This is a genomic window from Pseudomonas mucoides (assembly GCF_015461845.1).
GTDB classification, from domain to species: domain Bacteria; phylum Pseudomonadota; class Gammaproteobacteria; order Pseudomonadales; family Pseudomonadaceae; genus Aquipseudomonas; species Aquipseudomonas mucoides.
On the sequence record NZ_JACOPW010000003.1, the window covers coordinates 265,928 to 284,516 of the forward strand.

Below are 18,589 nucleotides of genomic sequence, written 5' to 3' on the forward strand. Positions count from 1 at the left end.
GCTCCTACAGTTTTACAGCTCAGGACTGTTTTTCGAACTTCAGGTCCCACACGCCATGTCCAAGCCGTTCGCCGCGGCGTTCGAACTTGGTGATTGGGCGTTCGGTCGGGCGCGGTACGCACTTGCCGTCTTCGGCGAGGTTGCGATAACCCGGCGCGACGCTCATCACTTCCAGCATGTACTCGGCGTACGGTTCCCAGTCGGTGGCCATGTGCAGCACACCGCCGACCTTCAACTTGCTGCGCACCAGTTCAGCGAACGATGCCTGAACGATACGGCGCTTGTGGTGACGGCTCTTGTGCCACGGGTCTGGGAAAAACAGCATCAGACGGTCGAGGCTGTTGTCGGCGATGCAACGGTTGAGCACTTCAATCGCGTCGCAATCGTAGACCCGCAGGTTGGTCAGGCCCTGCGTCAGAACGCCATTGAGCAGCGCGCCAACACCCGGACGGTGAACTTCCACACCAATGAAATCCTGTTCCGGCGAGGCCGCGGCCATTTCCAGCAGCGAATGGCCCATGCCAAAACCGATTTCCAGCGAGCGCGGCGCCGAACGGCCGAACACCTTATCGAAGTCCACCGGCGAGTCAGCCAAAGGCAGGACGAACAGTGGCGTGCCCTGCTCCAGACCTTTTTGCTGGCCTTCGGTCATGCGCCCGGCGCGCATCACAAAGCTCTTGATGCGGCGGTGTTGGCGCTCTTCGCCTTCTTCCGGCTGGACAGGCGTTTCGTTTGATTCAGTCATCAATGGCTCTTACTTGATCAGACCATCCAGCGGCGAGGAGGCGCTGGCATAGAGTTTTTTCGGCATGCGGCCGGCGAGGTAGGCCAGGCGACCTGCAACGATGGCGTGTTTCATGGCTTCAGCCATCATGACCGGTTGCTGGGCGTGGGCGATGGCCGAGTTCATCAGCACCGCTTCGCAACCCAGTTCCATGGCGATGGTGGCGTCGGACGCGGTGCCGACACCCGCATCCACCAGCACAGGAATCTTGGCTTCTTCGAGGATGATCTGCAGGTTGTACGGATTGCAGATCCCCAGGCCCGTGCCGATCAGACCGGCCAGCGGCATCACTGCGATAACGCCGATTTCCGCCAGTTGACGGGCAATGATCGGGTCATCGCTGGTGTAGACCATCACGTCGAAACCTTCCTTGACCAGCACTTCGGCGGCCTTGAGGGTTTCGATCACGTTGGGGAACAGGGTTTTCTGGTCGGCCAGCACTTCCAGCTTCACCAGGTTGTGGCCGCCGAGCAACTCACGGGCCAGGCGACAGGTGCGCACGGCCTCGGTAGCGTCGAAGCAACCCGCAGTGTTCGGCAGGAAGGTGTAGCGATCCGGCGACAGGACTTCGAGCAGGTTCGGTTCGCCCGGGTTCTGGCCGAGGTTGGTACGGCGCACGGCGAAGGTGACGATCTCGGCGCCCGAGGCTTCGATGGCCAGGCGGGTTTCTTCCATGTCGCGGTACTTGCCGGTGCCTACCAGCAAACGCGACTGGTAAGTACGACCGGCCAGGACGAAGGGCTTGTCGCTACGAACGATGCTCATGGGAAATCCTCTGTTGGGGTGAGGTTCTTGCAGAATTCTGTGCCCTTGCGGGCCGGGCGGCTAGCCGCCGCCGATGGCATGAACCACTTCGACGGAATCGCCGTCGTTCAGTGTGGTTTCAGCGTGCTGACTGCGCGGGACGATATCCAGATTGAGTTCGACCGCCACCCGACGTCCGGTCAGTTCCAGACGGGTCAGCAGGGCCGCAACGGTTTCACCGTCGGGCAGTTCAAGGGATTCGCCGTTCAACTGAATGCGCATGCCGGAAGCCGCCATCATTTTTAGGGGCTGGCATTCTAGCCCGATCAGTCTTGGCGACCCAAGCCATTCGTCATGAAATGGACCACCCGGTCAGCTCAACCGCCAGGCGGCAAGCCCCAGGCACGCCCAGCCCACCAGGAATGCGAGCCCGCCGAACGGCGTAATGATTCCGAGCTTGCTGATACCGGTCAGGGTCAGCAGGTACAGGCTGCCGGAAAACAGCAGGATGCCGATGACAAACGAGGCCCCGGCCCACGTAACCAAACGCCCGGGAATCTGCGTGGCCAGCAGCGCTACGCCCAGCAACGCCAGGGTGTGCACCAGTTGATAGGTGACGCCGGTATGGAAAATCGCCAGATACTCGGGGGTCAGACGGTTTTTCAGGCCATGCGCGGCGAACGCGCCGAGGGCAACGCCCGTGAAGCCAAAGAAAGCGGCCAGCATCAAAAAGCCACGCAGCATGAAGAACTCCAGTCAGACTCGATCAACAGGGTCTGTATAATGGCCCGCTCAACGGGTTCGGCCAAGCCATCTCTATGCTGCGTATATTTTTACGACGATTCACTAAGGCCGTGCTCTGGTTCGCGGGCGGCAGCGTCTTGCTGGTGCTGATCTTTCGCGTGGTGCCGCCGCCGGGAACCGCGCTGATGGTCGAACGCAAGATCGAATCCTGGTTCGACGGCGAGCCGATCGACCTGCAACGGACCTGGAAGCCGTGGGATGAAATCTCCGACGACCTGAAAGTCGCGGTGATTGCTGGTGAGGATCAGAAATTCCCGGAGCACTGGGGTTTTGACTTCGGGGCGATTCAGGCGGCACTGGCTCATAACGAGTTGGGCGGCTCGATTCGCGGCGCCAGCACCCTGAGCCAGCAGGTGTCGAAGAACCTGTTTTTATGGTCGGGGCGCAGTTGGCTGCGTAAGGGTCTGGAAGCCTGGTTCACCGGATTGATTGAGGTGTTCTGGCCCAAGCAGCGGATTCTTGAGGTGTACCTCAACAGCGTCGAGTGGGATGACGGGGTGTTTGGAGCAGAGGCTGCGGCACGGCATCACTTTGGCGTGAGCGCTAAAAGCCTGAGCCGCCAGCAATCGAGCTTGTTGGCTGCCGTGTTGCCCAACCCAAGAGTGTGGAGTGCGAGCCATCCGACCAACTACGTCGCACGACGGGCCGGGTGGATTCGGCAGCAGATGAGTCAGTTGGGGGGTGACAGTTATCTGTTGGGCCTCAATGATTCACGGCGGGCGCCTTGGGCCCAGTAGCCGAACACATTCTTCTGAACACTCAAAGCCCTCTTCTGTAGGAGGCTGAGGTGAAGCAGAAAACCGGGCCCAAACAAAAACGCCCCGATCAATGATCGGGGCGTTTTTTATTGCCGGTTCGCAGGTTATGCCGCGATCGACAGCTTGAGCTTGTTCATCGCGCTTTTCTCAAGCTGACGGATGCGCTCGGCCGACACGTTGTACTTCTGCGCCAGGTCGTGCAGCGTGGCTTTCTCTTCAGCCAACCAGCGCTGATAAAGGATGTCACGGCTGCGGTCGTCCAGCACTTCCAGCGCTTCGTGCAGGTTGTGGTTGGAGTTGTCGCTCCAGTCGGCGTCTTCCAGTTGACGGGCCGGGTCATACCGGTGGTCTTCCAGATAGTTGGCTGGCGACTGGAAAGCACTGTCGTCGTCCGCTTCTGCGGCCGGGTCGAAGGCCATGTCGTGGCCGGTCAGGCGACTTTCCATCTCGCGCACTTCCCGAGGCTCTACACCAAGGCTTTCCGCCACACGGTGGACTTCCTCGTTGTTCAGCCACGCCAGGCGTTTCTTCTGGCTGCGCAGGTTGAAGAACAGTTTGCGCTGGGCCTTGGTGGTCGCGACTTTCACAATACGCCAGTTGCGCAGGATGAACTCGTGGATTTCCGCCTTGATCCAGTGCACGGCGAACGACACCAGACGCACACCCATTTCCGGGTTGAAGCGCTTCACGGCCTTCATCAGGCCGACGTTGCCTTCCTGGATCAGGTCAGCCTGAGCCAGACCGTAGCCGGAATAGCTACGGGCGATATGTACGACAAAACGCAGGTGGGCGAGCACCATCTGCCGAGCCGCCCCCAAATCCTGCTCATAATAGAGACTCTCGGCCAGTTCACGCTCCTGCTCCGGCGTCAGCAATGGAATGCTGTTCACGGTGTGCACATAGGCCTCCAGGTTCGCACCCGGGACCAGAGCATATGCAGGTTGCAAAGAATTGGTCATACGACAAAACCTCCGACTTACAAACTCGTGCAGTTCAGCACTGCGAAAATTGACCGGAAACCGAAAGACAAGTTCCCATAAACGCTGAAAGGTCAATACGAGCAAAATGATACTACTTAGGCGCAAGCTCCCTCAGGTGGCGTGCGACTGCAATCCATGCACCGATATACCCCAACAGCACTGCACCAAGCAAGAGAGACAGACCGTCGGCAACTGGCACTCCGGCCAGCGCGAAATCACTGCCGTACAAACCGGCCAGTCCAACCACAGCGTCGTTCAGCCAGTTCAGGCCAAACGCCAGCACGCCCCAAGACAGCATCCCCGCACCGAAGCCATACAACGCGCCCATATAGAGAAAGGGCCTGCGCACATAGCTGTCAGTGCCACCGACGAGTTTAATCACTTCTATCTCTGTGCGGCGGTTTTCAATATGAAGACGAATGGTATTGCCTATCACCAAAAGTAATGCAGAAACCAGAAGCACGGTCAGACCGAAGACAAAACGGTCGCCCAGCTTGAGGATCGCTGCCAGACGCTCGACCCAGACTAGATCAAGTTGCGCCTGTTGTACCTTCGGCAGCTCGGATAGTTTTTGTCTTAATGCTTCAAGCGCGGGCTTGTCGACTTCGTTCGGCGTCACCAGGACCACGCCCGGCAGCGGGTTTTCCGGCAACTCCTTCAGCGCTTCGCCCAAACCGGACTGCTGCTGAAACTCCTCCAGCGCCTGGTCGCGACCGACATATTCAGCATCAGCTACGCCCGGCATGCCTTTGATCTGTTCACGCAGCGCCTCACCCTGTTCTGGACTGGCTTCCAGTTGCAGGTACAGGGAAATCTGCGCAGCACGCTGCCAGGATCCACCCAGACGCTCGACGTTACTTAGCAAAAGTGACAGGCCCATCGGCAAACTCAGCGCAACGGCCATCACCATGCAGGTGAAAAAGCTGCCAATCGGCTGTTTGCCCAAGCGACGCAAACTGTCGAGCAGGCTCGCGCGGTGACTTTCAACCCAGGCACGGAACAACGTTGCAAAGTCCGGACCGTCGTCATCGTCGCGTTTTTTCTTCTGCGGTTGCGGATCGGCGGCCTTCGGGGCTACCCGTTCGGAAACTTTGGGGCTGCGTGTCGCACTCATTCGCCCGCCTCCCCGTCGCCGATCAATCGGCCACGCTGCAGCGTCAACATGCGGTGACGCATACGGGCGATCAGCGCCAGGTCGTGACTGGCGATCAGCACACTGGTGCCCAAGCGATTGATGTCTTCGAACACGCCCATGATTTCGGCGGCCAGTCGCGGGTCGAGGTTACCGGTCGGTTCGTCCGCCAGCAGCAAGGCCGGGCGGTGAACGATGGCGCGGGCGATGCCGACGCGCTGTTGCTGACCGGTGGACAAGTCGCCCGGGTACAAATCGGTTTTGTCCGAGAGCGCCACGCGCTCCAGGGCCGAATCCACGCGCTTGACGATCTCGGCCTTCGACAGACCCAGTATCTGCAAGGGCAGCGCGACGTTGTTGAACACCGTCCGATCGAACAGCAACTGGTGATTCTGGAACACCACGCCGATCTGCCGGCGCAGGTAAGGAATCTGCGCGTTGCTGATGGTGGCGAGGTCCTGGCCGGCCAGCAGCAATTTGCCGGTGGTCGGACGTTCCATCGCCAGCAGCAGGCGCAACAAGGTGCTTTTACCGGCGCCAGAGTGGCCGGTCACAAACAAGAATTCGCCCCGACGGACTCGAAAGCTCAGCTCATGCAAGCCGACGTGACCGTTCGGGTAGCGTTTACCGACCTGTTCGAAACGAATCATGAACGCTCCCGCTCGGCAAACAGTGCCTGGACAAAGGGTTCTGCTTCAAAAGTACGCAAATCGTCGATGCCTTCCCCGACGCCGATGTAGCGAATCGGCAGGCCAAACTGCTTGGCCAGGGCAAAAATCACCCCACCCTTGGCGGTGCCGTCGAGCTTGGTCAGCGCCAGGCCGGTCAGTTCGACGGTCTGGTTGAATTGCTTGGCCTGGCTGATCGCGTTCTGGCCGGTGCCGGCATCGAGCACCAACAGCACTTCGTGCGGCGCATCGGCGTCGAGCTTGCTGATCACCCGGCGAACCTTCTTCAGTTCTTCCATCAAATTGTCTTTGGTGTGCAGACGACCGGCGGTGTCGGCGATCAGCACATCAATGCCACGGGCCTTGGCGGCTTGCACGGCATCGAAGATAACCGAAGCCGAGTCGGCGCCCGTGTGCTGGGCGATGACCGGAATCTTGTTGCGCTCACCCCAGACCTGCAATTGCTCGACCGCTGCAGCACGGAAGGTGTCACCGGCCGCGAGCATGACTTTCTTGCCTTCGAGCTGCAGTTTCTTCGCCAGTTTGCCGATGGTGGTGGTCTTGCCGGCGCCGTTGACGCCCACCACCAGAATCACGAACGGCTTGTTCTGCGAGGTGATTTTCAGCGGTTGCTCGACCGGCTTGAGCATGGCGGCCAGTTCGGCTTGCAGAGATTTATACAGGGCATCGGAATCGGCCAGTTCCTTGCGCGCGACCTTTTGGGTCAGGCGCTGGATGATCACCGAGGTGGCCTCAACGCCAACGTCGGCGGTCAGCAGGCGGGTTTCGAGGTCTTCGAGCAGTTCGTCATCGATGGCCTTTCTGCCCAGAAACAAGCTGGCCATCCCTTCGCCGATGCTGGCGCTGGTCTTGGACAGGCCTTGCTTGAGGCGGGCGAAGAAACCGGCTTTGGATTCTTCAGTACGCGGCGGCTCGACGGACGTTTCGACGGGCGCGACGACGGGTGCAGGTGCTTGAGCAACCGGAGCAACCGGAGCAACCGGAGCAACCGGAGCAACGAAAGCAGGAACCACAGGCTCTGCAACCACCGGTTCAGGCTCGGCCACAACCACTGGCGCCACAACCGGTTCAACCACCGGAACCTGAACTGGCTCAGGCACAAACGCAGTCGGGGCTGGAATCGGCGGCGTAACGTGCGGTGCCAACTCGTCTTCAACGAGGGCAACCGGCTCTTCGGCCACCGGCAGCGTCAGCCAGGGCTCGGCAATCGGGGTCAGGGTGGGTTGTGCAACGGCTTCGGCAACGTGATCCGGCTCGACCACCGGTTGCAACACCGGCTCGGCGATCGGCAAGACAATCGGCGCGAGCTCTTCTTCTATTACCGGCGCCGGCGTGGGCTCAGAAAGTGGCTGTGGCTGTTCGACGGCGGGTTCCTGCGGCTTTTTGCGCAGCCATCCGAACAGGCTTTTCTTCTCGCCAGCCGCAGCTGGGGCTTTCTTGTCGTCGTTGGAACCAAACATGGAGGACGGCTATCTCACGGTAGCGACGCGCCAAAGGGCGCCTCGGCAAATAAATATTCGATGCAGAACAGACTGCGATTGATCCAGCTTGTTCACGCGCAACATTTTGTCGAGGTGCAAACCGCACCCCAAAGGTCGACTAATACGAAGGACTGGAACGGCATCGTCGGCGAAAACGCAGAGTTTAGCTGTCAAACTCATAGCTTGCGCCGCGAACCCAAACAACCTGCAAACCGATCAAAGGCCTGATAGGCGTGGCCGCCAGTAAAACGGACCGTTATCCTAGCACCCTCTCGCCCGCTGACGCTAAGACCAAGCGGGCAGCCCAACAGGTTTAAAAAACGAATGAATGCTCTAGCCCGCCGCGCTGCAGGCCTGCTGCTCAGCACAGTTTGTCTGCCACTGTCAGCCTTGGCTGCCGATCCACAACCCACCCACGAATTCACCCTCGATAACGGCTTGAAAGTTATCGTGCGCGAAGACCATCGTGCGCCGGTGGTGGTGTCCCAAGTCTGGTACAAGGTCGGCTCCAGCTACGAAACACCGGGGCAGACCGGTCTTTCCCATGCGCTGGAACACATGATGTTCAAGGGCAGTGAGAAAGTCGGCCCCGGCGAAGCCTCGCTGATCCTGCGTGACCTCGGCGCCGAAGAGAACGCGTTCACCAGCGACGATTTCACCGCCTACTACCAGGTGCTGGCCCGCGACCGCCTGGGCGTGGCCTTCGAACTGGAAGCCGACCGCATGGCCAGCCTGCGCCTGCCGGCTGACGAGTTCACTCGCGAGATCGAAGTCATCAAGGAAGAACGTCGCCTGCGCACCGACGACAAACCGATGTCCAAGGCCTACGAACGCTTCAAGGCGATGGCTTACCCGGCCAGCGGATACCACACGCCGACCATCGGCTGGATGGCCGACCTGGACCGCATGAAAGTCGAAGAGCTGCGTCACTGGTACCAATCCTGGTACGTGCCGAACAATGCCACGCTGGTGGTGGTCGGTGACGTAACCCCGGACGAGGTCAAAGCCCTGGCCCAGCGTTACTTCGGTCCTATCGCCAAGCGCGACGTGCCCCCGGCGAAAATCCCGCTGGAACTGGCCGAGCCAGGCGAGCGCCAGATCACCCTGCACGTGCAAACCCAATTGCCGAGTCTGATGCTGGGCTTCAACGTGCCCAGCATCGCGACCGCCGAAGACAAACGCTCGGTAAATGCCTTGCGCCTGATCTCGGCCCTGCTCGACGGCGGCTACAGCGGTCGCATTCCGGCGCAGCTGGAACGCGGCGAAGAGCTGGTGTCCGGCGGTTCGTCGAGTTACGACGCCTATACCCGCGGCGACAGCCTGTTCACCTTGTCGGCCACACCGAACACGCAGAAAAAGAAAACCATGGCCCAGGCCGAAGCCGGCCTGTGGAAGCTGCTTGAACAACTCAAAACCACTGCGCCGTCGGCCGAAGAGCTGGAGCGCGTGCGAGCTCAAGTGATTGCCGGTCTGGTCTTTGAGCGTGATTCGATCACCAGCCAGGCCACGTCCATCGGCCAACTCGAAACCGTCGGCCTGTCCTGGAAGCTGATGGACACCGAACTCAGCGACCTGGAAAGCGTGACCCCGCAAGACATCCAGAACGCCGCCAAGCTGTATTTCACCCGCGAACGTCTCAGCGTCGCCCATGTCCTGCCACTGGAGACGACTCATGAGTGAGCGTAAAAAACCACGCCTGGCCCTGATCGGTCTGATCACTGTCGCCCTGATCGGCTCCGCGGCTTTCTACTTGTCCAGAACCGATGAGTCCAACGCCAGCGAGGCCCTGGACAAAGCCAAATCCAGCCAGAAACTGCAATCGCTGACTGAACTCGACGGCAAGGCGCCAAGCCACCGCACGCTCGACGTACAGACCTGGAACACCGCAGAAGGCGCCAAGGTGATGTTCGTCGAAGCCCGTGAGCTGCCGATGTTCGACATGCGCCTGATTTTCGCCGCCGGCAGCAGCCAGGACGGCAATGCACCGGGCCTGGCCTTGCTGACCAACGCGATGCTTAACGAAGGCGTGGCCGGCAAAGATGTCGGCGCCATCGCTCAGGGCTTCGAAGGCCTGGGCGCTGACTTCGGCAACGGCGCGTTCAAGGACATGGCTCTGGCTTCCTTGCGCAGCCTCAGCGCCAAGGACAAACGCGAACCCGCCCTGAAGCTGTTTTCCGAAGTGATCGGCAAACCAACCTTCCCCGCCGACTCCTTCGCGCGCATCAAGAACCAGATGCTCGCCGGTTTCGAATACCAGAAACAGAACCCCGGCAAACTGGCGAGCCTGGAGTTGATGAACCGTTTGTACGGCGATCACCCTTACGCGCACTCCAGCGATGGCACGGCGAAAACCGTTCCTGCGATCACCTTGGCGCAGCTCAAAGCGTTCCATGAGAAAGCCTACGCCGCCGGCAACGTGGTAATTGCGCTGGTCGGCGACTTGTCCCGCGCCGAGGCCGAAGCGATTGCTGCGCAAGTCTCCAGTGCACTGCCAAAAGGCCCGGCACTGGCGAAAATTGCACAGCCGCAGGAACCGAAAGCCAGCGTCGGCCACATCGAGTTTCCGTCCAAGCAAACCAACCTGATGCTCGCCCAACTGGGCATCGACCGTGAAGATCCGGACTACGCCGCACTGTCCATGGGCAACCAGATCCTTGGCGGCGGTGGTTTCGGCACCCGTCTGATGAGCGAAGTGCGGGAAAAACGCGGCCTGGCCTACGGCGTGTACTCGGGCTTCACCCCGATGCAGGCGCGTGGCCCGTTCATGATCAACCTGCAGACCCGCGCCGAGATGAGCGAAGGCACGCTGAAACTGGTGCAGGACGTGCTGGCCGACTACCTTAAAACCGGCCCAACGCAGAAAGAACTCGATGACGCCAAGCGTGAACTGGCCGGCAGCTTCCCGCTGTCCACCGCCAGCAACGCCGATATCGTCGGCCAGTTGGGCGCCATGGGTTTTTACAACCTGCCGCTCAATTATCTGGATGACTTCATGCGTGAGTCCCAGAGCCTGACCGTCGACCAGGTCAAGACCGCACTGAACAAACACTTGAGCACGGACAAAATGGTCATCGTCAGCGCTGGCCCGACCGTGCCACAAAAGCCGTTACCGGCCCCATCTGATAAACCTGCCGAGCAGCCGCTCGGGGTTCCGGAGCATTAATGGCCACGCGTCCTAAAAAACCTGTTCACAACGTCCATAACGGCGTGAATCAACTGCGCATCATCGGCGGCGAATGGGGCAGCCGAAAGCTGAGCTTCCCCGATGCCCCAGGCCTGCGCCCGACCCCGGACCGGGTGCGTGAAACCCTGTTCAACTGGCTCGCGCCGTATGTCGCGGGCGCCAAGGTGCTGGACCCGTTCGCCGGCAGCGGCGCACTGTTCCTCGAAGCCCTGTCCCGTGGCGCGGCCATGGGCCAAGCGCTGGATGCCAGCAACATCGCGGTCGCCAGCATCAAGGAGCATCTGGGCACACTGCGTTGCACCACGGGCCAGATTCAGACCGCCGACGCCCTGCGCTACCTGGAAACCCAGACCGCCACGGCGTACGACCTGGTGTTCCTCGACCCACCGTTCAACCAGAACCTGCTGCCGGGCGTCTGCACGCTGCTGGAAGAGCGTCAGTGGCTGGCCGACGAGGCCTGGATCTACACTGAAAGCGAAAACGCGCCGTCGTCCCTTGGTTTGCCAGGCAACTGGCGCCTGCACCGTGAGCAGAAATCCGGGCGGGTTTACTACGCGTTGTGGCAACGTATGGCAGAGATCGCCGGTTAATCGACCGGCCTGAAAAGGTGCGCACCCGTTGCGCACCGCTGCATCGAGAGCAATCGTGTCCCATCCGCCAGACCGCTTCACCCCCGCCTTGGGCCTGGGCAATCCGCACTTGCAAACCTTGTGGGGACCGCTTTGGCGCAAAACCACGCACATCGAACGCGAGCGCGAACGCTTGTGGCTCGAAGACGGCGACTTTCTCGACCTCGACTGGCACGGCCCACACAGCGCGACAGCGCCTCTGGTGCTGGTGTTGCACGGGCTGACCGGTTCGTCGAACTCACCGTACGTGGCCGGCGTGCAAAAGGCCCTCGCCACCCAAGGCTGGGCCAGTGTCGCGTTGAACTGGCGCGGCTGTTCGGGCGAGCCGAATCTGTTGGCGCGCAGTTACCATTCCGGCGCCAGTGAAGACCTCGCCGAAACCATCCGACACCTGCGGGCCAAACGTCCGTTGGCGCCGCTGTATGCGGTGGGTTATTCCCTGGGCGGCAACGTCTTGCTCAAGCACTTGGGCGAGTCCGGCAGTGACAGCGGCGTGACCGGCGCGGTGGCGGTGTCGGTGCCGTTTCGCCTCGACCAGTGCGCGGATCGTATCGGCCAAGGTTTTTCCAGGGTCTATCAGGCGCATTTCATGCGCGAGATGCTCGCCTACATCAAGAACAAACAACGCCAGTTCCAGCATGACGGACGCGAAGATGGCCTCGCGGCGTTGGCGGCACTGGGTTCGCTGGAGAACATGCGCACCTTCTGGGACTTCGATGGCCGGGTCACGGCGCCGTTGAATGGTTTTATCGATGCCGAGGATTACTACCGTCGCGCCTCGAGCCGTTATTTTCTTGGGGAGATTCGCACACCGACCCTGATCATTCAGGCGGCCGACGATCCCTTCGTCTTCCCCCACAGCCTGCCGCAGGCCGACGAATTGTCGGCCTGCACGCAACTGGAATTACAAACCAAGGGCGGGCATGTCGGCTTCGTCGATGGCTCGTTCCGGCAACCGGGTTATTACCTGGAACGGCGTATCCCGCAGTGGCTGGCCGCCGTGGGGCGCATGTAGCCGATGGACGTCGATCAGGGCGAGTCGATCCGCTTCTGGCAAACCGCGCCGCTGGCCGGGGTCGAGTTACTGTCCGCGCGCTATATCGAACACCGCTTCGCACCCCATGTGCACGATGGTTATGTGATCGGCATGATCATGGCCGGTGCCCAGCGCTATCGCTATCGCGGCGTCGAACACCTGGCTGGCAGCGGCACCTTGGTGTTGATCAATCCGGATGAACTGCATACAGGCCACAAAGGCACCGAGGATGGTTGGCTGTACCGGGCGTTTTATCCCGACAGCGGGCAGTTACTGTCGTTGCTGGCCGAACTGGAATTGCCGACCCATCACTTGCCCATGTTTGGCGCCACGCTGTACCGCGACCCGGACCTGGTGAAGGGTTTTTGCCAACTGCATCGCTTGCTGGAAAGTCCGTCCACAGCGCTGCAACAGCAAACGGTCTGGCGGGAAATGATGTTGTCGTTGCTGCAACGACACGCGGCCGTGCCGATTGCCGGCCAACCCGGCAAGGAGCACCGCGCCGTGACACGGGCCAAGGAATTGCTGCATGCGCAATTGGCGGCGCCACCGTCTCTTGAAGAGCTGGCGGCGGCGGTGAATCTTTCGCCTTTTCACTTTGCCCGGGTGTTTCGCCGAGCCACCGGCATGCCGCCGCACACCTGGCTGATGCAACAACGCATCGCCCAGGCCCGGGCGCTGTTGCAGAACGGTTGTTTGCCGCTGGAAGTGGCCACGCAATTGGGGTATGCCGACCAGAGTCACCTGAGCCGGCAGTTCAAGCAGGTTTACGGGGTGGGACCGGGGGCGTATCGAAGTGCCCGACTGTTTTGAATCGCCTGATACCCCTGTGGGAGCGAGCTTGCTCCCACAGGGATTCGGGGTTATTCGCCGATGGCGATGCCGTGTGCGGGATCGTTGATCCACTCGCTCCACGACCCGGCATACAACGCCCCCAACGGATAACCCGCCAGGCACAGTGCAAACAGGTTATGGCAAGCCGTCACCCCGGAACCGCAGTACGCCACCAGATCGGTCGGCGAACGATCCCCCAGTTTCTCGGCAAAACGCTGCTTGAGCTGATCAGCCGGTAAAAACCGCCCATCGCCGCCGAGGTTGTCGGTAAACGCCGCACATTGCGCCCCCGGAATGTGTCCGGCAATCGGATCAATCGGCTCCACTTCACCTTTGAAACGCGGCAAGGCACGAGCATCCAGTAACGTCAGCGCGGGTTGACCGAGGCGTTTCTGAAGCTGTTCAGCACTGAGGATCAACGCGTTATCCGGCGTCCCGCTGAAGGTGCCCCGTTTGGTGTCGCACGCATCCAGACTCAGCGGCAAACCCGCCGCATGCCAGGCCTTGAGCCCGCCATCCAGAATGAACACGCCGTCACGCTTGCCCAGCCATGCCAGCAACCACCAGGCCCGCGCCGCAAAAGCACCGGGGCCGTCATCGTACAAAACCACTTCGCTGTCGGCGTTGATGCCCCAGGCTTGCAAGCGCTCGATCAAGTCATCCGCTTCAGGCAGCGGATGACGCCCGGTCACGCCCTTGACCACCGCCCCGCTCAAATCACGCTCGAGATCGGCAAACTTCGAACCGGCGATGTGCCCTTCGGCATAACTACGCTGGCCGTAATCCGGGTCTTCGAGGGCAAAACGACAATCGAGAATCACCAACCCCGGCTGGTCCTTTTTCAGGTCCAGTGCTTGCGGGCTGATCAATTGCGCAATGGGCATAGCGGGCTCCTGTGACTAAGTCGGTGTTCGATCCTACTGCACTTCTTCAAGGGCTTGGGCCAACGGCACGTAAAACTCTTCGTACAGCGCATTCACCGCATCACGCGCCTGATCCGTGACGAAACCGGCTTCAAGCACCAACACCTGATACACACCTCGTTTAATGGCTTGTTCACTCAGGTGATTGGAGTTTTCCCGCGTGGTGCACAGGAACCGCACCCAGGACGTCAGGATGATCCACGCGTTCAGCGTCAGGGACTCGATCTGGACCTTATCCATTTGCAGGATGCCGGCCTCGACGAAACCCGCGTAGATGTGCGTGCCATGGATCAGGCAGCGCTGGGAAAACCGTCGGTAACGGGCAGCCAATTCCGGATCGCTGTCGAGCAAGTGCTCAAGATCGCGATGCAAAAACCGGTAGCGCCACATCGCCGCCAGCAGCTCCTGAAGGTAGAAGCGCTTGTCGTCCACCGTCGACGCACGCCCCTGAGGCGGGCGCAGGAAGCTGTCCACCAGGCTTTCGTACTCACTGAACAACACGGCGATGATCGCCTGCTTGTTGGGGAAGTGGTAGTACAGGTTGCCCGGTGAAATTTCCATGTGGGCAGCAATGTGGTTGGTGCTGATGCTGCGCTCACCCTGCTGATTGAACAGCTCCAGGCTGTTCTGCACGATGCGCTCGCTGGTTTTGATCCGAGGGGCCATGGCTTGAGCTTTAATTCAGAGTGCGATGACAGGCATCTTACGACCTATCCGCGAGTGGATAAAACAAAGCTGTTCCAGGATGCCATTTGACTTTCTAGAGCATAGACTCTAAAAAGTCACTCATTACAATAAATCCGGAGCCGACAATGACTGCTGACATCGCCTACCTTCAGAACTTGAATCAGCCTCTGGAAGCAATGCAGGCCCTGTTCGACGCCCAACGCGCCGCCTACGCCGCCAACCCGATGCCGCCGGCCGCCCAGCGCCAGCAATGGCTCAAAGCCTTGCGCGATCTATTGAGCAGCGAGCGCCAGGCACTGATCGAGGCGATCAGCCAGGATTTCAGTCACCGCAGCGCCGATGAAACCCTGCTCGCCGAACTGATGCCCAGCCTGCACGGCATTCATTACGCCAGCCAGCACCTCAAAGGCTGGATGAAGGCCTCGCGGCGCAAGGTGGGCATCGCTTTTCAACCGGCGGCGGCCAAAGTCGTTTACCAACCGTTGGGCGTGGTCGGCGTGATCGTGCCTTGGAACTACCCGCTGTACCTGGCCATCGGTCCATTGGTGGGCGCGCTGTCGGCCGGCAATCGGGTGATGCTCAAACTCAGCGAATCGACCCCGGCCACCGGTTTGCTGCTCAAGGAATTGCTCGCCCGGGTCTTTCCTGAAGACCTGGTGTGCGTGGTGTTGGGCGAATCCGATGTCGGTGTCGCGTTCTCCCGCCTGCGTTTCGATCACTTGCTGTTCACCGGCGCCACCAGCATCGGCAAACACGTGATGCGTGCGGCGGCCGAGAACCTCACCCCGGTAACCCTCGAACTCGGCGGCAAGTCCCCAGCCATCGTGTCCCATGACGTGCCGCTGAAAGACGCCGCCGAACGCATCGCCTTCGGTAAAACCCTGAACGCCGGGCAAACCTGCGTGGCTCCGGACTACGTGTTGGTGCCCGAAGACCGTGTCGATGGTTTCGTCGAAGCCTATCGTCAGGTGGTTCGCGGGTTTTATCCGACGCTGGCTGACAACCCTGACTACACCGCCATCATCAACGAGCGGCAACTGGCGCGTCTCAACGGCTACATCAGCGATGCCACCAGCAAAGGGGCACAGTTGATTCCGCTGTTCGACCAGGGTCAGGGCCGACGCATGAGCCACAGCCTGCTGCTTGACGTCACCGACGATATGACCGTGATGCAGGACGAAATTTTCGGCCCGCTGCTGCCGATCGTGCCGTACAAGCATCTGGATGAGGCCTTTGCCTACATCAACCAACGCCCTCGCCCATTGGCGCTGTACTACTTCGGCTACGACAAACGCGAACAGAACCGCGTGCTCCACGAAACCCACTCCGGCGGCGTCTGCCTCAACGACACGCTGCTGCACGTCGCTCAGGACGACATGCCATTCGGTGGTATCGGTGCATCGGGCATGGGCCATTACCACGGCCATGAAGGCTTCCTGACCTTCAGCAAGGCCAAAGGGGTGTTGATCAAGCAGCGCTTCAATGCTGCGAAGCTGATCTACCCGCCGTACGGAAAATCCATCCAGAAACTGATCCAGAAGCTGTTCATCCGCTAACGCTCACCACCACCGGGTAACAACAATAATGAGCCCAAGCCTGTCCGATACACCCGCGCTGTCACGGCGCGGCCTGCTGAAATTCAGCCTCGGCGCCAGCGCCTTCCTGGCCACCGCCGGGTTGGGCGCAAGCCTCAGCGGCTGCTCGTCGAGTACCGCAGCGAACGGCTTCGTGATCCTGCGCAGCGGCGACCTGCTGTTTTTGCGCGCACTGACTCCGGTGATGCTCGAGGGTGCGGTCGCTGCCGAGAAAATGCCGGCATCGGTCGACCAGACCTTGCACAGCCTGGATAACAGCCTGAATCACCTGTCGCCGGAAATGCTCAAGCTGACCCAGCAACTGTTCGATGTGCTGGGGATGGCCGTGACGCGCGGACCGCTGACCGGGATCTGGGGCAGCTGGGAAAATGCCAGTGCTGATGAGATCCGGCACTTTCTCGATCGCTGGGAAAACAGTTCGTTGAGCCTGTTGCGCATGGGCCATAGCTCGCTACAGCAACTGGTGATGATGGCGTGGTACACCCGGGCGGAGTCTTGGGTGCATTGCGGGTATCCCGGGCCGCCTACAGTTTGAGACCGAGTCGACGCCATCGCGGGCAAGCCACGCTCCCACAGGGTTTGAGGCGAGCCATCCTTTTGTGAACAACCCAAAACCTTGTGGGGGCCGAGCTTGCCCGCGATGGCGTCAGCCGCCTCATCACCGCCAATAAAAACAACAAGAGAACCTGAGAATGCCTGTACCCGACCCGTTCCGAGAAGGCCTGTCCCGTGGCTGGAAAACCTACAACGGCGCGCAATTGACCCAAGACCTGACCCTCGAAGCGGACGTCGCGATCATCGGCAGCGGTGCCGGCGGCGGCACCACGGCGGAAATCCTCAGCGCGGCCGGCTACAAAGTGCTGCTGATCGAAGAAGGCCCGCTCAAGACCAGCAGCGACTTCAAGATGCTCGAAGACCAGGCTTACACCAGCCTCTATCAGGAAGGCATCGGGCGCATGAGCAAGGATGGCGCAATCACCATCCTCCAGGGCCGCGCAGTAGGCGGCACCACGCTGATCAACTGGACTTCGAGCTTTCGCACGCCTACCCCGACACTCGAACACTGGGCCAGCGAACACGATGTTAAAGGTCACTCGCCTGCCGACATGGCGCCGTGGTTCGAGAAAATGGAACAACGCCTCGGCGTGGCGCCGTGGAGGGTGCCGCCCAACGCCAACAACGACGTGATCCGCAAAGGCTGTGAAAAACTCGGCTACAGCTGGCACGTCATCCCGCGCAACGTGCGCGGCTGCTGGAACCTCGGCTACTGCGGCATGGGCTGTCCGACCAACGCCAAGCAATCGATGCTGGTCACGACCATTCCGGCGACGCTGGAGAAAGGTGGCGAGCTTCTGTACCTGGCTCGCGCCGAAAAACTGTCGATCAAGGATGGCAAAGTCACTGGCCTGCAATGCGTGGCGATGGACGACCGTTGCGTCGCGCCGACCGGGCGCACGATCACGGTCAAGGCGCGCCATTACGTACTGGCCGGCGGCGGGATCAACAGCCCCGCGTTGCTCCTGCGTTCTGATGCGCCGGATCCGCACAAACGTCTGGGCAAGCGCACGTTCCTGCATTTGGTGAACATGTCCGCCGGGCTGTTCGACGAGGTGATCAACCCCTTCTACGGCGCGCCACAGTCGATCTATTCCGACCATTTCCAATGGCAAGACGGCACCACCGGCAAGATGGCCTACAAACTCGAAGTCCCGCCGCTGCACCCGGCGCTGGCGACGACCCTGCTGGGCGGCTTCGGCAAGGAAAACGCCCAGCACATGGAGCACCTGCCCCATACCCACGCCATGCTCGCGTTGTTGCGCGACGGTTTCCACCCGGACAGCCCCGGCGGCAGCGTCGAACTGCGCGGCGACAATACGCCGGTGCTCGACTATCAGGTCTCGCCCTACGCGTGGGACGGTTTGCGCCGAGCCTTCCACAGCATGGCCGAAATCCAGTTTGCCGGGGGGGCCAATGCAGTGATGCCGATGCACGCCGATGCCCGCTACGTGAAAACCCTGGCTGAAGCGCGCACGCTGATTGATGGCTTGAGCCTTGAGTTGTATCGCACACGCCTGGGCAGCGCCCACGTGATGGGTGGTTGTGCGATGGGCGAAGACCCGAAAAACGCCGTGACCGACAGCCTCGGCCGTCATCACCAGCTGAGCAATCTGTCGATCCATGACGGCTCGCTGTTTCCCACCAGCATTGGCGCAAACCCACAATTGTCGGTGTACGGGCTGACAGCACAACTGGCCACTGCCCTGGCCGAACGTTTGAAAAACCCATGAAAAGGGAGAATATTCGTATCGTCTATAGTGCTTTCTTACCC

The 18,589-nt window shown here is 60.7% G+C and carries 19 protein-coding genes; 9 read left to right on the forward strand and 10 right to left on the reverse strand.

The features are described 5' to 3' along the window. Positions 1 to 19 precede the first annotated feature (19 nt). From trmB to H8F22_RS16100, 4 genes are all read right to left on the reverse strand, one after another. Positions 20 to 745 carry a tRNA (guanosine(46)-N7)-methyltransferase TrmB gene (gene trmB, locus H8F22_RS16085; protein ID WP_027926553.1) on the reverse strand — a complete coding sequence of 242 codons (726 nt, stop codon included), beginning with the start codon at positions 743 to 745 and terminating at the stop codon, positions 20 to 22. A 9-nt stretch (positions 746 to 754) separates the two neighbouring features. Then, on the reverse strand, positions 755 to 1,549 hold the full coding sequence (locus tag H8F22_RS16090; protein ID WP_027926552.1) for a thiazole synthase: 795 nt from the start codon (positions 1,547 to 1,549) through the stop codon (positions 755 to 757). 60 nt (positions 1,550 to 1,609) lie between these two features. Beyond that, complete coding sequence (thiS, locus tag H8F22_RS16095) at positions 1,610 to 1,810, reverse strand: sulfur carrier protein ThiS (RefSeq protein ID WP_007897898.1); 201 nt, start codon at positions 1,808 to 1,810, stop codon at positions 1,610 to 1,612. A gap of 90 nt (positions 1,811 to 1,900) precedes the next feature. Next, complete coding sequence (locus H8F22_RS16100) at positions 1,901 to 2,272, reverse strand: DUF423 domain-containing protein (RefSeq protein ID WP_027926550.1); 372 nt, start codon at positions 2,270 to 2,272, stop codon at positions 1,901 to 1,903. 74 nt (positions 2,273 to 2,346) lie between these two features. On the opposite strand from H8F22_RS16100, the gene mtgA reads away from it, so the two are divergent. Next, positions 2,347 to 3,069: a monofunctional biosynthetic peptidoglycan transglycosylase gene (gene mtgA / locus H8F22_RS16105; protein ID WP_027926549.1), complete on the forward strand. Its 723-nt coding sequence runs from the start codon at positions 2,347 to 2,349 to the stop codon at positions 3,067 to 3,069. 125 nt (positions 3,070 to 3,194) lie between these two features. On the opposite strand, the gene rpoH is transcribed toward mtgA, so the two are convergent. The 4 genes from rpoH to ftsY all read right to left on the reverse strand — a co-directional run bounded on the left by rpoH (position 3,195) and on the right by ftsY (position 7,351). Then, positions 3,195 to 4,049 carry an RNA polymerase sigma factor RpoH gene (gene rpoH, locus H8F22_RS16110; RefSeq protein ID WP_007897890.1) on the reverse strand — a complete coding sequence of 285 codons (855 nt, stop codon included), beginning with the start codon at positions 4,047 to 4,049 and terminating at the stop codon, positions 3,195 to 3,197. A 112-nt stretch (positions 4,050 to 4,161) separates the two neighbouring features. Beyond that, the gene (gene ftsX / locus H8F22_RS16115; protein WP_194940450.1) at positions 4,162 to 5,184 is read right to left on the reverse strand and encodes a permease-like cell division protein FtsX; all 1,023 of its coding nucleotides are present in this window, start codon (positions 5,182 to 5,184) and stop codon (positions 4,162 to 4,164) included. Then, positions 5,181 to 5,852 (reverse strand): cell division ATP-binding protein FtsE, encoded by a 672-nt coding sequence (gene ftsE / locus H8F22_RS16120; protein WP_027926547.1) that lies wholly within the window; start codon positions 5,850 to 5,852, stop codon positions 5,181 to 5,183. Before ftsE ends, ftsX begins: the two co-directional genes overlap by 4 nt. Beyond that, positions 5,849 to 7,351, reverse strand: coding sequence for a signal recognition particle-docking protein FtsY (gene ftsY, locus H8F22_RS16125; RefSeq protein WP_194940451.1), 1,503 nt, complete (start codon positions 7,349 to 7,351; stop codon positions 5,849 to 5,851). Before ftsY ends, ftsE begins: the two co-directional genes overlap by 4 nt. Before the next feature lie 345 nt (positions 7,352 to 7,696). Here ftsY and H8F22_RS16130 point away from each other — a divergent pair, with 345 nt between their 5' ends. The 5 genes from H8F22_RS16130 to H8F22_RS16150 are packed head-to-tail and all read left to right on the forward strand — an operon-like array spanning position 7,697 to position 13,034. Next, positions 7,697 to 9,052, forward strand: coding sequence for a M16 family metallopeptidase (locus H8F22_RS16130; RefSeq protein WP_027926545.1), 1,356 nt, complete (start codon positions 7,697 to 7,699; stop codon positions 9,050 to 9,052). Then, positions 9,045 to 10,535: a M16 family metallopeptidase gene (locus H8F22_RS16135; protein ID WP_027926544.1), complete on the forward strand. Its 1,491-nt coding sequence runs from the start codon at positions 9,045 to 9,047 to the stop codon at positions 10,533 to 10,535. The genes H8F22_RS16130 and H8F22_RS16135 overlap by 8 nt, the downstream gene beginning before the upstream one ends. Then, entirely contained in the window at positions 10,535 to 11,146 is a 612-nt protein-coding gene (rsmD, locus tag H8F22_RS16140) for a 16S rRNA (guanine(966)-N(2))-methyltransferase RsmD (RefSeq protein ID WP_027926543.1), read from the forward strand. Before H8F22_RS16135 ends, rsmD begins: the two co-directional genes overlap by 1 nt. A 55-nt stretch (positions 11,147 to 11,201) precedes the next feature. After that, on the forward strand, positions 11,202 to 12,200 hold the full coding sequence (locus tag H8F22_RS16145; RefSeq protein WP_059182015.1) for a hydrolase: 999 nt from the start codon (positions 11,202 to 11,204) through the stop codon (positions 12,198 to 12,200). Between the two features lie 3 nt (positions 12,201 to 12,203). After that, entirely contained in the window at positions 12,204 to 13,034 is an 831-nt protein-coding gene (locus tag H8F22_RS16150; RefSeq protein WP_194940452.1) for an AraC family transcriptional regulator, read from the forward strand. A 50-nt stretch (positions 13,035 to 13,084) separates the two neighbouring features. On the opposite strand, the gene H8F22_RS16155 is transcribed toward H8F22_RS16150, so the two are convergent. Both H8F22_RS16155 and H8F22_RS16160 read right to left on the reverse strand, forming a co-directional pair. Then, positions 13,085 to 13,939, reverse strand: a complete 855-nt coding sequence (locus H8F22_RS16155) for a sulfurtransferase (protein WP_194940453.1) — start codon at positions 13,937 to 13,939, stop codon at positions 13,085 to 13,087. Between the two features lie 33 nt (positions 13,940 to 13,972). After that, positions 13,973 to 14,644 carry a TetR/AcrR family transcriptional regulator gene (locus H8F22_RS16160; protein ID WP_027926539.1) on the reverse strand — a complete coding sequence of 224 codons (672 nt, stop codon included), beginning with the start codon at positions 14,642 to 14,644 and terminating at the stop codon, positions 13,973 to 13,975. A gap of 146 nt (positions 14,645 to 14,790) precedes the next feature. Between H8F22_RS16160 and H8F22_RS16165 the strand changes: the two genes are divergently transcribed. The 3 genes from H8F22_RS16165 to H8F22_RS16175 all read left to right on the forward strand — a co-directional run bounded on the left by H8F22_RS16165 (position 14,791) and on the right by H8F22_RS16175 (position 18,548). After that, positions 14,791 to 16,221 (forward strand): coniferyl aldehyde dehydrogenase, encoded by a 1,431-nt coding sequence (locus tag H8F22_RS16165; protein WP_059182013.1) that lies wholly within the window; start codon positions 14,791 to 14,793, stop codon positions 16,219 to 16,221. A gap of 28 nt (positions 16,222 to 16,249) precedes the next feature. Next, a complete protein-coding gene (locus H8F22_RS16170) occupies positions 16,250 to 16,795 on the forward strand; it encodes a hypothetical protein (RefSeq protein ID WP_027926537.1) in 546 nt (181 codons plus the stop codon). 157 nt (positions 16,796 to 16,952) lie between these two features. Then, the gene (locus H8F22_RS16175) at positions 16,953 to 18,548 is read left to right on the forward strand and encodes a GMC family oxidoreductase (protein WP_027926536.1); all 1,596 of its coding nucleotides are present in this window, start codon (positions 16,953 to 16,955) and stop codon (positions 18,546 to 18,548) included. The last annotated feature ends 41 nt before the right edge of the window (positions 18,549 to 18,589 follow it).

Coding starts and splice junctions, on each gene's coding strand:
- H8F22_RS16160 (WP_027926539.1), bottom strand. CDS start 14,644: ATGGCCCCTCGGATCAAAACCAGCGAGCGCATCGTGCAGAACAGCCTG.
- mtgA (WP_027926549.1), top strand. CDS start 2,347: ATGCTGCGTATATTTTTACGACGATTCACTAAGGCCGTGCTCTGGTTC.
- H8F22_RS16130 (WP_027926545.1), top strand. CDS start 7,697: ATGAATGCTCTAGCCCGCCGCGCTGCAGGCCTGCTGCTCAGCACAGTT.
- H8F22_RS16165 (WP_059182013.1), top strand. CDS start 14,791: ATGACTGCTGACATCGCCTACCTTCAGAACTTGAATCAGCCTCTGGAA.
- H8F22_RS16090 (WP_027926552.1), bottom strand. CDS start 1,549: ATGAGCATCGTTCGTAGCGACAAGCCCTTCGTCCTGGCCGGTCGTACT.
- H8F22_RS16100 (WP_027926550.1), bottom strand. CDS start 2,272: ATGCTGCGTGGCTTTTTGATGCTGGCCGCTTTCTTTGGCTTCACGGGC.
- H8F22_RS16175 (WP_027926536.1), top strand. CDS start 16,953: ATGCCTGTACCCGACCCGTTCCGAGAAGGCCTGTCCCGTGGCTGGAAA.
- ftsE (WP_027926547.1), bottom strand. CDS start 5,852: ATGATTCGTTTCGAACAGGTCGGTAAACGCTACCCGAACGGTCACGTC.
- rsmD (WP_027926543.1), top strand. CDS start 10,535: ATGGCCACGCGTCCTAAAAAACCTGTTCACAACGTCCATAACGGCGTG.
- H8F22_RS16135 (WP_027926544.1), top strand. CDS start 9,045: ATGAGTGAGCGTAAAAAACCACGCCTGGCCCTGATCGGTCTGATCACT.
- thiS (WP_007897898.1), bottom strand. CDS start 1,810: ATGCGCATTCAGTTGAACGGCGAATCCCTTGAACTGCCCGACGGTGAA.
- trmB (WP_027926553.1), bottom strand. CDS start 745: ATGACTGAATCAAACGAAACGCCTGTCCAGCCGGAAGAAGGCGAAGAG.
- ftsX (WP_194940450.1), bottom strand. CDS start 5,184: ATGAGTGCGACACGCAGCCCCAAAGTTTCCGAACGGGTAGCCCCGAAG.
- rpoH (WP_007897890.1), bottom strand. CDS start 4,049: ATGACCAATTCTTTGCAACCTGCATATGCTCTGGTCCCGGGTGCGAAC.
- H8F22_RS16150 (WP_194940452.1), top strand. CDS start 12,204: ATGGACGTCGATCAGGGCGAGTCGATCCGCTTCTGGCAAACCGCGCCG.
- ftsY (WP_194940451.1), bottom strand. CDS start 7,351: ATGTTTGGTTCCAACGACGACAAGAAAGCCCCAGCTGCGGCTGGCGAG.
- H8F22_RS16155 (WP_194940453.1), bottom strand. CDS start 13,939: ATGCCCATTGCGCAATTGATCAGCCCGCAAGCACTGGACCTGAAAAAG.
- H8F22_RS16170 (WP_027926537.1), top strand. CDS start 16,250: ATGAGCCCAAGCCTGTCCGATACACCCGCGCTGTCACGGCGCGGCCTG.